Source organism: Lysinibacillus xylanilyticus (assembly GCF_001708185.1).
Lineage (GTDB): Bacteria > Bacillota > Bacilli > Bacillales_A > Planococcaceae > Lysinibacillus > Lysinibacillus xylanilyticus_A.
Genome location: NZ_MDDN01000001.1, coordinates 833,423 through 849,362, shown reverse-complemented (window position 1 = coordinate 849,362; position 15,940 = coordinate 833,423). Strand labels below are relative to the sequence as shown.

The following is a 15,940-nucleotide window of genomic DNA, read 5'->3' as shown; positions in this document are numbered from 1 at the left end:
GATGTAGAACCAATAATAATATGCATGTACATTAAGGAAGTGATTATTTGAACGAATTAAAAACAGCTATCATTGATATTGGCTCAAATACCATTCGATTAGTAATGTATCAATACGATAAAGAAGAGGGACTTCGTGAGATTGGAAATATTAAAACAGTTGCACGTTTACGTACATATTTACAGCCCTCTGGTGAAATGTCTGAAGAAGGTATACAAGTATTGACAGAAACGTTATTGACTTTTAAAGCAATGCTTGATGATTTTGAAGTAACTGATGTGAAAGCCGCTGCAACGGCTGCAATCCGCCAGGCAACTAATAGAGCAGAAATTATTACCTTAATGAAGGAACGGACAGGCATTCAAGTAGAGCTTTTAACTGAAGAAGAAGAGGCATATTATGGCTTTGTTGCTGTGGCACATTCAATAGGCACAAAGTCTGCTGTAACGATTGATATCGGTGGTGGTAGTACCGAAATAACGCTTTTTAAAAATAAGGAACTACAGACATCTCATAGTTTTCCTTTTGGGACAGTTTCTTTAAAGCAACGTTTTGTAAAGGGCGATATTATAAATGGCAGTGAAAAAAAGGAACTCATTGCATTTATAAAAGAGCAGTTTCAATCACTTCCTTGGATTCAGGATATCGGTTTACCAATTATCGCTATTGGTGGTAGTGCCCGAAATGTTGCTCAAATTCATCAACAAAAGCATGCATATCCAATCGCAAGTGTACATGGTTACGAAATGACTAAGGAAAATTTAGAGGAGCTCAGTATATTTTTAGGTAATTTAAGCTTTAATGAATTGAAACAGTTAGATGGGCTTTCGGCGGATCGTGCTGATATCATTGTCCCTGCATTAGAGGTGTTCAGTGTATTAATGGAGGTTGTTGGCGGTGAGTCGTTCCAGATAACAAAGAACGGATTGCGTGAGGGACTTATTATACAGCGAATTTTACAAACAGATGAAAGTGCATTTGATAAGTACAATGTGTTTGAGGGAAACGCTAGAAGATTGGCTCGTCAGTATGGTAGAACTGAAGATGAAGTGGACTATTTGATGAATTTAACGGATCAATTGTACCGTGAATGTTGCCATCTTGGCTATTCACAATATAATCAAAAAGATTTGGAATTATTAACGAGAGCGTCGAAAGTTTTTAATATTGGAGAGTATATTGAGTTAAGTTCTGCTAGCCAGCATACCTTTTATTTAATTGCAAATCAATCTATTGATGGGCTAAATCATAAGGAGCGTGTGAAATTAGCACTGTTAGCCTCGTATAAAAATAAAGATTATTATCAACGATTTGCTGCTCCGTTTACAGAATGGATGAGTCGTGAGGAGTATCGTAAAATAAGAGACTTTGGCGCACTTTTAAAATTTGTCTATGCATTAAATGTATCCAAAAGAAAGATTGTACATGCCATTGAGATACAGACAGAAGAAGATTATGTGCAGCTTAGCATTTACGTGAAAAATAATGCTGCTGCTGAAAAATATCAAGCAAATCGACATAAAAAACATCTAGAACGTGCACTAAAGATACCTATAAAAATAAACTTTATTGAAGAAGGGTTGAATAATAATGACAACTGAAGTTACTAACAACCAGTTAAAAAAAGAGGAACTAACAGAAATACAAGGTCGATTGCTAGAGGAAATTGCTAAGCCGCAATACTATAATAATCGTGAATTAAGCTGGCTAGCCTTTAATGAACGGGTTTTAGAGGAAGCAGAGGATGTCAATAATCCTCTGTTAGAACGTCTGAAATTTTTAGCAATATTCAGTTCGAATTTAGATGAGTTTTTCATGGTGCGTGTTGCAGGTCTACAGGATCAAGTGCGCGCAGGATTCCATAAACCTGAAAACAAGTCAGGCTTAACACCAAAAGAGCAATTAGCGAAAATTGCAGAGCGAACTCAGGCATTAGTACGCCGACAAACTGAAGTATACAGACATTTAATATATGATTTATTGCCACAACATAATGTACATATTGCTGACATCAAAGACTTAAATAGTAAACAAAAAGCATTTGTCAATGAAATGTTTGCAGAAACCATCTTCCCTGTTTTAACACCCGTAGCTGTAGATGCTTATCGTCCTTTCCCAACTTTGTTTGGTAAAACATTAAATTTACTTGTTTTATTAGAGCAAGATGAAGCAGACTTAGAGAATCGTGAAAAGGTCGCCATTGTCCAAGTACCATCTGTTTTAGATCGTTACATTAAAGTACCATCAGCGGACGGAGAGACCGTGATCGTCTTATTAGAAGACGTGATTGTAGCGCATATAGAAAAGCTCTTTTATGGTTACAGTGTTAAGTCAGCACAGGCTTTCCGTTTAACACGTAATGCTGATTTAACAATTCACGAGGAAGGCGCAAGGGATTTACTTGTAGAAATCGAAAAAGAGCTGAAAAAACGTAAATGGGGAGTAGGCAGTCGTCTAGAAGTTCGTGAGGGTGAGATGAGCGAGGAAGTTCTTAAATACTTACTTGATGAATTTGAAATTGAAGAAACAGATGTCTTTCATATTGATGGACCGTTAGATTTAACATTTATGTTCTCGTTTGTAAAAGGCATATCTGTTGGTCGAGAACATTTAGAATATGAAAGCTTTATTCCACAGCCACCTTTAGATTTGCAATCGGATGAAAATATTTTTGAAAAAGCTCTGCAACAAGATATTTTTTTCCATCACCCATATGAGTCGTTTGTTCCAATCGTAGATTTTATCTCGGAAGCAGCCGTTAATCCGAACGTTTTAGCTATTAAACAAACATTATATCGAGTAAGTGGCAATTCACCAATTATACAAGCATTAAAGTTCGCAGCGGAAAATGGTAAACAGGTAACGGTTTTAGTTGAATTGAAAGCACGTTTTGATGAAGAAAATAATGTGCATTGGGCAAAGCAACTTGAGCAAGCTGGCTGCCTTGTTATTTACGGTATGAATAATTTAAAAACACACTCGAAAATAACGCTTGTTGTAAGTCGTCGAAATGGAAAAATTGAGCGTTTTGTACATCTTGGAACAGGAAATTATAATGATGCCACTGCGAAAATTTATACAGATATGGGGATCATAACGACAGATAAGGAATTTGGCATTGATGCCACTAACTTCTTTAACTATTTAAGCGGTTATACAGAGAAACCAACATTCAATCATTTAGTCGTAGCACCGTTTGATATTCGAGATGAATTTATCAAGTTAATGGATGAGGAAATTGCTTGTCATAAGAAGTATGGAAATGGTTTTATTCGAGCTAAAATGAATTCACTAACAGACAAAGACTTAATGATGAAACTGTATGAGGCGTCCATTGCAGGTGTCAAAGTAGAGCTGATCATTCGAGGTATTTGTTGTCTTAGACCAGGCGTCCCTGGAATTAGTGAAAACATAACAGTAACTAGTATTGTTGGTCGTTTCCTTGAGCATTCTCGTATTTATTGGTTCCATCATAATGGGGAAAATAAAGTATACTTATCTTCTGCAGATATGATGACTCGTAATATGATTAAACGTGTAGAAATTTTATTCCCTGTATATGCAACCGAAGCAAAAGCTCGTATCATTGACATCATGAATAAACAACTTGAGGATACAGCAAAAGCACGTATTCAAGACTCTAATGGAAAATATCATTATAAAGAGTTTGATCGTAGTGAAGATCCAATTAATAGTCAGGAAATTTTCCTAAAGGATTCACTAAAGCCTACGCTAGACGAAGAATAAAGGAACACGCTATTTAGTGAGGGATACAATGGAAAAAAATAAAGAGAGCGTAGCGCAATTTGCAGACTATCATCAAGTCATGCAACTTAATCCATTCGATGCAGTTGTATGTTTGAGAAAAGTTGATACAAAAACGTTTGAAGTCATGAACTTTAACGATAAACTACCGTCATTTATTGAGCTACAGGATGTGAAAGCTACTAACGCAGAACAATTTTTTACGGAGCAATGCTGGCTGCAATTATTGAATATATTGCAACAAGTATTGAAGATGGACCAAAGGCTAGAGATATGTACGGAGCACAAAGTAAAAACATTTATTGTTCATGTGCAACACTTAGAAGAATCAGTTGTAGCAGTTATTCTGCGTGAGAAACAGAATGAAGTGGAGCCGTATTTGCAATTTGTAAAACAGCATGTAAGTCCGGTATTAACAACTGATTTACAAGGTTGTATTATTCATCAAAACGCTGTTGCCACTTCTCTATTGTCAAATGAATATCAGTGCTTGATAGGACAAAATATTTTTTCATTATTAGACAGTAAATATTTCGATGAATTTAAATTACTATTTGCAAAAACTATTGAGGGTTCAGCATTTGGTATGCCGAAATGCTTGTTTAAGGGAAAACTGCTAAGTAAGGAACCATTTTATTTAAGAGCGCATCCAACCTACTTTAATGGTGAAATTATTGGTGTACATCTATTTGTGAAAGACGCGAGTTCATTTATGAATGATCATGAGGGCTTTTATTATCTAGCGTTAATGGATGAATTAACGGGTATTTGGAATCGTAAAGCTTTTAAGGAGCATTGGCTACATCATTTAAATGATAAAGAGCATGAAAATAAGCAAACAGCTCTTATTTTAGTGGATATTGATCGTTTTAAAAAGTTTAATGAATCCCTTGGTGAAAGTAAGGGAGATGAACTTATGCGGATGTTTAGTCATAGACTTCGTGAGCTCTGTTGCTCTACATGCTCGCTATATCGATATAATAGTGATGAGTTTATATTTGTTTTAAAAGATGCAACCTTCAATAATATTGAACATACTGCTAACGCTATTTTAGACGCATTAAAACAGCCATTCATAATTGATGGGCAGGAGTATTTTATTAGCGTGTCGATCGGTATTTCACTTAGTCCAGCAGATGGCAAGGATTTAGAAACACTTGTACTCAAGGCAGATAAAGCATTATTTTCTGTAAAAGAGCATGGTCGTTCACATTACCGTTACTATCGTGAAGACATGACAACTATTTTTCCAAATGAGGCATTAATGGAAGCACATTTACGCCGCGCCATCGAATTTAATGAGCTAAGTATTCATTTACAGCCACAAATGGATTTAACGAATAACAGCATAAATAGTTTTGAGGCATTATTACGATGGAAAAATCGTATATTTGGCTTTGTGTCACCTGCGCAGTTTATACCTATTGCAGAGGCATCCGGTTTAATAATTGAAATTGGTGATTGGATTATTGACGAGGTGTGTCGCTATCAAAAAGAGTGGCAGCTAAAGGGCTATCGACCAGTACGAATTGCCATCAATATATCACCAAAACAATTTAGAAAAGAAAACTTTGCTCGAAAAATAAAAACTGCCTTGAAAAAGTATAATGTCCCACCTGAATTATTAGAGGTGGAAATTACCGAAAGCTCTATGACCAATGTTCATGAAACTTTTTCGATATTAACTGAGTTAAAGCAGCTAGGTGTTTATGTATCGGTTGATGATTTTGGAACTGGCTATTCATCTTTGAGCTATTTAAAGCGTTATCCAATAGACATTATAAAAATTGATCAATCATTTATTGCTGATATTGCAAAAGATGATAAAAATGAAGCCATTATCAAGGCCATTATTTCTATGTCTCATAATTTAGGATTAGAGGTCGTTGCTGAAGGGGTTGAGGAAGCATCACAAGTTGATTTTCTAAAACGCCATCGATGTCAAAAAGGGCAAGGCTATTTATATAATAAACCACTACCCGTAGAAACCGTTGTTGAGAAATATTTTGTTAGCTAATGAAAATTGATTAAGTAGCACTTCATTTTGGATTGGATGAAGTGCTACTTTTTTGTAACGCTTGGAAAGCTGGAAGGACTCGAGCAGAATAGAGCTTAAAGTGCCCACCCGATCGGAAAAGGACTAACCCAGATCACATCTCCGGGCAAACTGATCAAAAAAGGGCATAACCGGATCATATTTCCCGGCTACCCAATCGAATAATGGCTTTACCAGAGCGCATGCAGTTTCCACCTATGCAACCCCTTTTACTATAGCTATTTATTTTACTTTCAATCCATCTAAAACAATAGTTGTAAATTGCGCCATTTCAGTAGCTAAATCGAAGTCTTCATTATGAATTAACCAATCATAAACATTTGCACGCATACAACGTCGAATAATTGTTTGCATTTGAGTAACCTTCAAATCTTGACGGAATTCCCCTAGTTCAATACCTTCCTCGATATAATTATCCATGATTTGGAAAATTTTTCGCTGTGGACTAATTAAATAATGATCTTGTTCCACTTGATTTGTCATCGCGGCAGTATACATTGTTCTCAATAAATCTTTTCCTACAACATTGGTTAAGTACTTCATTTGTTCTTGATAAAGTAATAGAATTTTTTCACTTGCTGGTAAGGTACGATCAATATTTTTTTCCACCGTGCTATAAAAACTATCAAGCTCTTTAAATTTTTCTAAAATAACATCGTATTTAGATGGGAAATGGGTGTAAAATGTTCCCTTCGATACGTTACATGCTTTAGTAATTTGTTCAACAGACACATATTCAAATCCATGCTTATTAAATAGCTCTAATGATGTTTTTAGTAATTTTTCTCGTGTTTCTAAAGCTTTTTTTTGTCGACTAGTTAATGAATTCATATTTCGATTATTCCTCCGAATTTAAATATTTCAGGATATTTTTTGTGAAAACTATTCTGAAAATATAAAATTTTTAATTGACGAGATGGATTTGATTTTATTATGATTTAATTGACCGAGGTCAATGACCACGGTCAATTAATGAATCTTGTTATTAATGTTACGACAAAAGAATAGAGTTGGCTAGTGTTCATCGAATTTTCATGAAACAGGGGAGGTTAAAATGATGGAGAATCTGGGTTTTATTGGATTAGGCAATATGGGGTTACCCATGTCGATCAATTTATTAAAAGCAGGCTATAAGGTTTATGGCTTTGACACTAATTCACAGGCAATAGAACAATTTATAGCCCAAGGTGGAGTCGGGCTTGCAACAGCAAAGGAAGTTGCTGAACAAGGTGATATCATTATGACGAGTTTACCGACACCACAAATAGTGGAACAAGTATATCACTCTGAACAGGGGATCATTCACCATGCTAAGAAAGGAAGTTTATTAATAGACTTTAGTACTGTAAATCCTGAATTAAATGACTCCTTACATAAAGTAGCACAATCATTGGGATTACGTTATTTAGGAGCACCTGTTAGTGGGGGCGTCATTGGAGCAATTCATGCGACTCTTACGATAATGGTCGGTGGTGAAGAGGCAGATTATCAAAAAGGGTCTAAAATATTCGGAATAGTCGGAAAGAACATTTATCACCTTGGCACGTCACCAAGTGTAGGTACACGTATTAAATTACTCAATAATTTAATGATTGGTTTTTATACAGAGGCAGTCGCTGAAACAATCGTGCTTGGGGAAAAGATGGGCATCCATGCAGATATGCTATATGAAGTTTTAAAAAATAGCTATGGTCAAAGTCGTATTTATGAACGTAATTACGTAGAATATATGAAAAATGAAAACTATCAGCCAGGTTTTTCAACAAATCTCTTATTAAAAGATTTGAAACTAGCAAAAAATATGGCTGAGGAAGCAGGGGTACCACTTCGAATCGGGGAAAAATTAGTGGATCTTTACAGTGATATTTCTCAACAGGGTTATGGAGAAAATGATATGTCTGCCGCTTATTTAAGTTTAAAAGAAAAATGTAAAATAGAACAAATTTAAAGGAGGACAAGAAATATGACAACAGCACAAGAGGTTAAAACTTTAACGCATTTTATTGGTGGGGAATTAGTTGAAGGGAAAAGCAATCGTTTTGGTTCAGTATTCAACCCAACGACGGGCGAGGTTATTGCCAAAGTGCCACTTGCATCTGTAGAAGAAACTCGAGAGGCTATAAATAAGGCACAGGCAGCATTTCCGAAATGGCGCGATACATCAGTGGCTAAACGTTCAGAGATTGTATTAAAGTTCCGTAATCTTATTACTGAAAATATGGAGGAACTTTTACAAATTATTTGTACAGAAAGCGGTAAAACAATTGAGGATGCAAAAGGTGAAATTACACGTGGAATAGAATCTGTTGATCTAGCAATCGGTGCCCCGCACTTAATGAAAGGGGAATATTCAGTTAATGTTGGCGGTCAAATTAATGCGTATTCTGCAAAATATCCATTAGGTGTAGTAGCGGCTATTTCGCCATTTAACTTCCCGATTATGGTGCCGTTAGCGCAAACGAGTATGGCAATTGCTGTCGGCAATGCTGTTATTTTAAAAGCATCTGAACGTGTTCCTATGACAGCCTTATATGTTAGTGAGCTTTGGAAAAAGGCTGGATTGCCGGATGGTATTTGGACGGTGGTAAATGGTGATAAAGATGCTGTCAATGAACTTTTAGAAAACTCAATAGTAGAAGCGATTTCATTTGTAGGGTCGACACCAGTAGCTAAATACATTTATGAAACAGGTTCAAAATACGGCAAACGTGTTACTGCACTTGGTGGAGGAAAAAATAATATGGTTGTCATGCCTGACGCAGACCTTGAGCAGGTAGCAAACGCCTTCATTGGTGCAGCGTATGGCGCGGCCTCTCAACGTTGTATGGCCATTTCTACGATTATGCCTGTTGGTAAGGAGACTGCAGATCGTCTAGTTGGAATTTTAAAGGAGAAAATTGCTAACTTAAAGGTAGGTTCATATACAAATCCAGAGACTGATTTTGGTCCTGTCATTTCACAGCAATCGAAGGACGCGATTATTGCTGCTATCGAGCGAGGTGAGTCTGAAGGGGCAACTGTTATTTGTGATGGACGTGAACTTGATATTGTGAAAGAATCAAAAGGATTTTTTGTAGGACCAACATTGCTTGATAACGTAAAACCAGGCATGGAAGTTTATGAGCAAGAAATATTCGGTCCAGCTCGTAATGTTGTGCGTGTTGATTCATTGGATGAAGCAATCCAACTTATTAATAAGCATGAACTTGGGAATGGTGTCACAATTTTTACGAATGATGGCCTAGCAGCTCGTAAATTCACAACAGAAATAGATGTTGGCATGGTAGGTGTCAATGTGCCGATTCCAATTCCGGTTGGATACCATAATTTCGCTGGATTTAAAGGTTCTCGTTTTGGTGAAGGGCATATGTTTGGACCGGATCAGGCACGCTTCTTCACAAAAACAAAAACAATATCAGAGCGTTGGATGGAAGCACAAGCATCGACAGCATCTACATTTGCATTCCCTAGTAATAACGACTAATACAAACGGAGAGCTGTTTTTTTACAGCTCTTTTTTCTAAAAAATAAAAGGGGGCAAGTGAATGGTAGAATACATTGGACTTTTTGGTAGTTTAGCATTACTTGTTTATTTGACGATGAGGGGTGTTAATTTACTTATTTCTGCGCCTTTGACTGCCTTGATCGCAGCCATAACAAATGGCCTAGCATTTTTCCCACAGACTGCTGATGAGAACCAAGCGAACTTCTTAACAAGCTATATGGATGGGTTCACGGGATTCGTTGGTTCATGGTATTTAATGTTCATGGCAGGTGCAATTTTTGGAAAGGTAATGGAGGATACTGGCGCGGCTGATAGCGTTTCTAAATGGATTGTAGAAAAAATAGGAGTCAAATATGCAGCTTATGCGATAGTAGCTGAAGCAGCGGTCCTAACGTATGGCGGGGTTTCAGTGTTTATCGTAGCTTTCTCGGTTTACCCAATGGCTATTAGTTTATTCAAGCAAGCGAATTTTCCTCGTCGCTTTATTCCTGCAGCACTTGGTTTAGGTTCTGTAACCTTTACGATGACCTCGGCAGGTTCACCTGAAATACAAAACTGGATTCCTATTTCGTTTCTTAATACATCGCCATATGCAGGGTGGGAAGTGAGTATAGTTGTTGCAATTTTTATGGCTATTGGTGGATCACTGTGGCTAAATTGGATGATTAAACGTGCAGTGAAAAACGGGGAGGTTTTTATTGAACGGTCTACTGATCCGGTTGTTGATGAATCTCGTAAGCTGCCAAGTCCCATTTTAAGTGTTGTACCATTATTAGTTGTTTTAGGCATTTCCTTCGCGTTCCACGATTCTCTTGGAACTTCAGCTTTAATCGTGGCATTAACGAGTGGATGTATTACGGCATATTTGGTGAGCTATAAATATTCAAAATCTGTCGGTGCGACGTTAGCAGCTGGTGCTATGGGAGCCATTGTAGCTATTGCGAATACGGCAGCAGTGGTTGGCTTCGGAGGTGTGGTAAAAGCTACTCCGTCATTTGTGGCAACTGTTGACGTTATGACTAATATTCCTGGAAGTCCGTTAATTGGCGGTGCATTAGCCATCGCTGTAATAGCAGGTTTAACAGGCTCGGCTTCGGGCGGTCAAACAATTGCATTACCTTTACTTGCTCCACACTATATTGACATGGGAGTAGATACTGAGGCATTGCACCGGACAATTGCTATTGCATCAGGTTCTCTCGATTCATTGCCACACGGTGGTTATGTAGTAACAACCATCAATTCGGTATGTAATGAAAAACATAAAGATGCTTATATGCCATTTGGTGCTTTAACCGTCATTATACCTATCATAGGTACAATTATTGCAATCATATTATTTTCACTAGGAATGTAGGAGGGGTATTGCGTGAAAGGAAAAACAGTTTTCATTACGGGTGCAGCTCGAGGTATCGGTCTCTCTATGGCACAAGCATTTGCTGAGCAGGGTGCGAATGTAGTTATAACAGATATAAATGAACAGCTTTTAGCGGAGGCAATTCAAAACAATCCTCAATTAACTGCATACACATGTGATGTTACGGATGAACAGGCAATAGGTGATGCTATTGACTGTACTATTGAAAAGTTTAAGACAATCGATATTTTAATCAATAACGCAGGGTTTCAGCATGTTTCTCTAATCGATGATTTTGCGACAGAAATTTTCGAATCGATGCAAAAGGTTATGTTAGTTGCACCTTTTATCGCAATGAAATATGCGTTACCACATATGAAGAAAAATAAGTTTGGACGCATTATTAATATGGCATCTATTAACGGAGTTATTGGGTTTGCGGGGAAGGCCGGATATAATGCAGCCAAGCATGGTGTTATTGGTTTAACAAAAGTGGCGGCATTGGAGGTCGCGAATGAGGGGATCACTGTGAATGCAATTTGCCCGGGATATGTCGATACAGAATTAGTGCGTAATCAGTTTACGGATTTGGCAAAGACAAGAGGGATTCAAGTAGAGGAAGTACTTGAGCAAGTGCTTTATCCACTCGTTCCTCAAAAACGCTTACTAGATGTATCAGAAATTACAGGACTTGCGCTTTATTTAGCAAGTGATATGGCAAAGGGTTTAACAGGTCAAGCAGTTATTTTGGATGGCGGTTATACAGCACAATAGCTTAGGAGGTTGAAATATGATTCAAACTAAAACAATCTTCACAGTTCATTCACCAGGAACTATCGTTTATGGGCGAGATTCTTTTGAAGAAGTAGGTGTATATGCTAAGAAGTTAGGGGCTAAGGCTCTTATCATTAGTGATCCGATAATGGATAGCTTAGGCTTTGTTCATCAATGTAGCACTTTATTAAAAACCTATGGATTGGAAGCGGTTTCATATTTAGGGGTAACGACAGAACCAGTCGATAGGTATGTAGCAGAGGGGCTTCATGTTTTACAATCTGAGGGCTGTGATATCATCATTTCCGTTGGTGGTGGGAGCTGTATCGATACAGGAAAAGCAATCGCGGTAGTTGCAACAAATGGTGGCTACATTGGTGATTATATGAAAATGGCAAAGATAGCTGAGCACACACCGATTCCGCATATTGCGATACCTACGACAGCAGGCACTGGCTCAGAAGCAACGGATGCAACAGTTATTACAAACTCGACAAATGAAGTGAAAATGATGATTAAGCAGCCTGCATTTATGCCAACTATCGCGATCGTCGACCCAATTTTAACGGTTACATCTCCTCCCGCCATTACTGCGGCAACGGGTATTGATGCATTGAGTCATGCTATTGAAAGCTATTTATCGCGTTTAGCACACCCATACTCGAATGTACTTGCCTTATCAGCAATGGATTTAATCGTTCATAATATTTTAAAAGTTTATGAACAAGGTAATGATATTGATGCTCGAGAAGCGATGTCGCTTGGCTCAATGCAAGCAGGTCTTGCATTTTCAAACGCATCTGTTGCTTTAGTGCATGGCATGTCTCGTCCAATAGGCGCGCTATTCCATGTGCCGCATGGTATTTCTAATGCCATGCTCTTGCCAGCGGTATTAGAATTTTCAAAGGATGCTTGTATCGACCGGCTAGCAGATATAGGAGAATTTTTTAATAAGGATCGAGAGCTGTTATCGCAAGAAGAGCTTGCCGATTTAGCGATTGTTTCGATTAAGGAAATGTGCAAAAGAATGGATATTGGTAATTTAAAACAATGGGGAATTGATGAGGAAGCCTATTATGCAGCCATACCTAAAATGGCAACGGATGCAACTGCCAGCGGTAGCCCAGGAAATAACCCTAAGGTGCCAACACAGGAAGAACTAATGGAGCTTTATAAAATTGCTTATCATTATGAGTTTTAGGAATTTGAGAAGAAACTGTCTAAAATGGAGTTACAAAGCGTAATTGTTTTGTAACTCTATTTTTATTGATTAATTCAATGTATTTGGCTCACTACTAAAACTTGTGGGGGCGAGCAGGGAGAATATCCGCGGAAGAGCAAACACTCGAGCGGAGCAGGTGAATACCCTCGCAAAAAACTTCACTTTTTTTAGTTAGCTTAAAAATAAATTCGATGATTTTTATAGAATCAATATGACATATGCGAGAAAATATAGTAATATTTTATATGAATCATCATTCATTTTTGCGGAGGGGGAAATCGTATGTTGAAGGGGAAAACAATTATTATTACTGGTGGATCGAATGGGATGGGGCTTTATATGGCAAAGCAATTTGTTGCTGAAGGGGCAAATGTAGTTATTACAGGTCGTAACGAAGAGCGATTGGCAGAGGCGAAAGCCTTTATTTTAGAGGCTGGACAAACGATTGAAACATTCCAAATGGATGTTCGAGTGCCCGAGCATGCAGAGGCGATGCTAGCCTTTGCTGTTGAAAAGTTTGGACAGGTTGATGGGCTAGTGAATAATGCTGCTGGTAATTTTATTGTGCGTGCGGAGGATTTATCACCAAATGGTTGGAAGGCTGTTGTTGATATTGTTTTAAATGGGACATTCTACTGTTCTTCAGCAGTCGGTAAGTATTGGATTCAACAAAATATTAAAGGATCTATTCTTAATATGGTTGCTACTTATGCATGGAATGCAGGTGCTGGTGTGATTCATTCTGCAGCAGCGAAAGCAGGTGTATTGTCAATGACTAGAACGTTAGCTGTTGAATGGGGAAAACAATATGGCATTCGAGTAAATGCAATTGCTCCTGGTCCTATTGAACGTACAGGTGGTGCAGAGAAGCTCTGGGAATCAGAGGCTGCTGCTGCTCGAACGTTAGACTCTGTCCCGTTAGGCCGTACAGGTACTCCTGAAGAAATAGCTGATTTAGCAACATTTATGATGTCTGATAAGGCAAAGTACATGAACGGTGAATGTGTGACACTTGATGGCGGGCAATGGTTAAATCAGTATCCATTCTAACTTATTTCAGCGGGTGTACAAACATCTGCTGAAATAGAAGAACTCAGGCTAAGAACTTCACATCCTGTGAAAACGTCTGGGTGACCAACATCGTGTTGTTGCTGCGCTTTCGCACAGATAAAACCGTGTTGCTGACGCTGCGCTTTCGCATAAAAAACATCTGCAAGCCTAAGCACAAATTCGATTCAGGACGCAATTATGCCGAGGCATAATTGATAACAAAAATCTTTGCATAGCAGGGGGCTGGGTTGGCGCATACTAAGGGTAAAGAAAGGAGTTTTGCCTATGGGTATGTGGTTAATACCGGCTCTTATTGCCATTACAATTATTGCTGCCATTTCGCTTGTGTCAACGCTGAGAATTGCCAAAATGACGTCTGAACGGGAGTCAGAAAAAGATACGCCAATTTCAGAAACCGTTGAAGAATATGCAACTATGTTAAACCCAATCATTTGGGTATATGGAATTTTTTTGTTGTTTTTAGGTATAATGATTTTTTATTACTGGAGTAAAACTGGTTATTAAATAAATATTGTCTTCATTCAGTTCATATTTGCATAAATATGCCTGAATGAGGACACTTCGATAAACCTCAACATGTCCCCTATTTATGCTGTTTCCGATACTTAGTTTTCTTCAAAATCCTAAAATAATTCGTTTCGTTTAAAAAACTCTTCTCGACCTTGTCGTGGTCATAAAAGGAATAGTTATGATATGATAAAAGGGAAGCATCCTGTTCTGCATAGCGAGGACAGAAAAGGAGAAGAAGTTCATGATTTCAACTAACAGCAAAGACTTATTAGCAATGCCAATTAGTGATTTTATTATTTCATCTGAAAAAGTTGCACATGTACAAAGTGGAAATAGTGCTGAACATGCACTCCTTGTACTTACTCGTACAGGGTATTCGTCAATCCCTGTTTTAGATTTGAAATATCGACTTCAAGGTTTACTAAGCATGAAAATGATTACCGAATCCATTCTTGGACTCGAACATATTGAATATGAAAAACTACCCGATATTAAAGTAGATACAATAATGGAGAAAGACATCGCTGTATTAAAGTTGACGGATACTTTTCAGCGGGCTCTCGACTTAGTGATTAACCACGCCTTTTTATGCGTTGTGGATGAAGATGGAACATTTGCTGGGATTTTAACGAGACGTGTTATTTTAAAGCAATTGAAAAAATATATTTATCAAAAAGAGTAGTAGTTTAAGAGGGGACTCGGATGAAAATCATGAGGTCCTCTTTGCTTGTAACGGAGGTTTACTGATTGATGGCAACAGAGGCAGAAATTTTAAAAGTACTTGCTGAGGAACGCAATATGAGAAAAGCGGCAGAACGACTATTTTTATCTCAACCCGCGCTTTCTCAACGGTTGCAAACGATTGAAAAAGACTGGGGTGCACAGTTATTTATTCGTTCTCAAAAAGGACTGACAGCGACACCTGCTGGAGAGCAAGTTATTGCCTATGCAACTGAAATGCTGAGCAAAAAAGAAGAGATTTTTGAAACGATCCAATCATTAACGACGAAAGTTAATGGGACATTGAAAATTGCTTGTGCATCCATTGTTGGTCAAAATTGGCTTCCTAAAATTTTAAAGGATTTTGTAACAAAATATCCTGAGGCAAAAATTTCTCTAATGACCGGCTGGAGCTCTGAAATTGTAAAAGCACTATATGAGGGAGAGGCTCATGTAGGAATTGTACGTGGGCAAGTTGATTGGAAAGGGGAAAAGATTCACCTGTTTCGTGACACCCTTTATTTAGTAGATAAAGAGCTAAAAACGATTGAAGATGTACTCACGACAGAACGACCTTTTATTCAATTTAAAAGTGATTCTAACTATTATCAGGAAATTCAACAATGGTGGCAGCAGCATTTCGCTTCAAATCCGAGTAAACAAATTTTAGTAGATCAGATTGAAATTTGTAAGCAAATGGCATTGAACGGTATCGGTTATGCTATTTTACCTTCAATCACTTTAAATGACCATGATGGTATTAATAAAATAGCGCTTACAAATAATGAAAAAGAATTTGGTTTGACTCGTGATACTTGGTTAATAGGCTATGAATCCTCATTTGAATTACGACAAGTAGAGGCTTTTGTAGAAGTTGTGCAAGACCATGCGCGATGTTTGTTTGATTATACGAAATAAGAATAATATGAAGGCAGTCCCAAGTGATTCACTAGGGACTGC

General features: G+C 37.8%; 13 protein-coding genes. 12 read left to right on the top strand and 1 reads right to left on the bottom strand.

Annotated elements, in window-relative coordinates:
- Window positions 1–47 precede the first annotated feature (47 nt).
- Genes BFJ97_RS04130 through BFJ97_RS04120 form a run of 3 tightly spaced genes read left to right on the top strand, consistent with a single transcriptional unit; the run spans window position 48 to window position 5,782 of the window.
- The gene (locus BFJ97_RS04130) at window positions 48–1,601 is read left to right on the top strand and encodes a Ppx/GppA family phosphatase (protein ID WP_068983356.1); all 1,554 of its coding nucleotides are present in this window, start codon (window positions 48–50) and stop codon (window positions 1,599–1,601) included.
- The gene (locus tag BFJ97_RS04125; RefSeq protein WP_068983355.1) at window positions 1,591–3,747 is read left to right on the top strand and encodes an RNA degradosome polyphosphate kinase; all 2,157 of its coding nucleotides are present in this window, start codon (window positions 1,591–1,593) and stop codon (window positions 3,745–3,747) included. Before BFJ97_RS04130 ends, BFJ97_RS04125 begins: the two co-directional genes overlap by 11 nt.
- A gap of 28 nt (window positions 3,748–3,775) precedes the next feature.
- On the top strand, window positions 3,776–5,782 hold the full coding sequence (locus BFJ97_RS04120; RefSeq protein WP_068983354.1) for a GGDEF and EAL domain-containing protein: 2,007 nt from the start codon (window positions 3,776–3,778) through the stop codon (window positions 5,780–5,782).
- Between the two features lie 261 nt (window positions 5,783–6,043).
- On the opposite strand, the gene BFJ97_RS04115 is transcribed toward BFJ97_RS04120, so the two are convergent.
- Window positions 6,044–6,652, bottom strand: a complete 609-nt coding sequence (locus tag BFJ97_RS04115; protein ID WP_068983353.1) for a TetR/AcrR family transcriptional regulator — start codon at window positions 6,650–6,652, stop codon at window positions 6,044–6,046.
- Window positions 6,653–6,875: 223 nt separating this feature from the next.
- On the opposite strand from BFJ97_RS04115, the gene BFJ97_RS04110 reads away from it, so the two are divergent.
- From BFJ97_RS04110 to BFJ97_RS04070, 9 genes are all read left to right on the top strand, one after another.
- Window positions 6,876–7,769, top strand: a complete 894-nt coding sequence (locus BFJ97_RS04110; RefSeq protein WP_083226897.1) for an NAD(P)-dependent oxidoreductase — start codon at window positions 6,876–6,878, stop codon at window positions 7,767–7,769.
- Between the two features lie 15 nt (window positions 7,770–7,784).
- On the top strand, window positions 7,785–9,305 hold the full coding sequence (locus tag BFJ97_RS04105; protein WP_068983351.1) for a CoA-acylating methylmalonate-semialdehyde dehydrogenase: 1,521 nt from the start codon (window positions 7,785–7,787) through the stop codon (window positions 9,303–9,305).
- A 61-nt stretch (window positions 9,306–9,366) separates the two neighbouring features.
- Window positions 9,367–10,683, top strand: coding sequence for a GntP family permease (locus BFJ97_RS04100; protein ID WP_068983350.1), 1,317 nt, complete (start codon window positions 9,367–9,369; stop codon window positions 10,681–10,683).
- Window positions 10,684–10,695: 12 nt separating this feature from the next.
- Window positions 10,696–11,457, top strand: a complete 762-nt coding sequence (locus tag BFJ97_RS04095) for a 3-hydroxybutyrate dehydrogenase (RefSeq protein WP_068983349.1) — start codon at window positions 10,696–10,698, stop codon at window positions 11,455–11,457.
- Window positions 11,458–11,473: 16 nt separating this feature from the next.
- Entirely contained in the window at window positions 11,474–12,658 is a 1,185-nt protein-coding gene (locus tag BFJ97_RS04090; protein ID WP_068983348.1) for an iron-containing alcohol dehydrogenase, read from the top strand.
- A gap of 303 nt (window positions 12,659–12,961) precedes the next feature.
- A complete protein-coding gene (fadH, locus tag BFJ97_RS04085) occupies window positions 12,962–13,729 on the top strand; it encodes a 2,4-dienoyl-CoA reductase (protein ID WP_068983347.1) in 768 nt (255 codons plus the stop codon).
- A 285-nt stretch (window positions 13,730–14,014) separates the two neighbouring features.
- Window positions 14,015–14,254, top strand: a complete 240-nt coding sequence (locus BFJ97_RS04080) for a short-chain dehydrogenase (protein WP_068983346.1) — start codon at window positions 14,015–14,017, stop codon at window positions 14,252–14,254.
- 247 nt (window positions 14,255–14,501) lie between these two features.
- Entirely contained in the window at window positions 14,502–14,942 is a 441-nt protein-coding gene (gene cbpB / locus BFJ97_RS04075; protein ID WP_068983345.1) for a cyclic-di-AMP-binding protein CbpB, read from the top strand.
- Between the two features lie 68 nt (window positions 14,943–15,010).
- Window positions 15,011–15,898, top strand: a complete 888-nt coding sequence (locus tag BFJ97_RS04070; RefSeq protein ID WP_068983344.1) for a LysR family transcriptional regulator — start codon at window positions 15,011–15,013, stop codon at window positions 15,896–15,898.
- The last annotated feature ends 42 nt before the right edge of the window (window positions 15,899–15,940 follow it).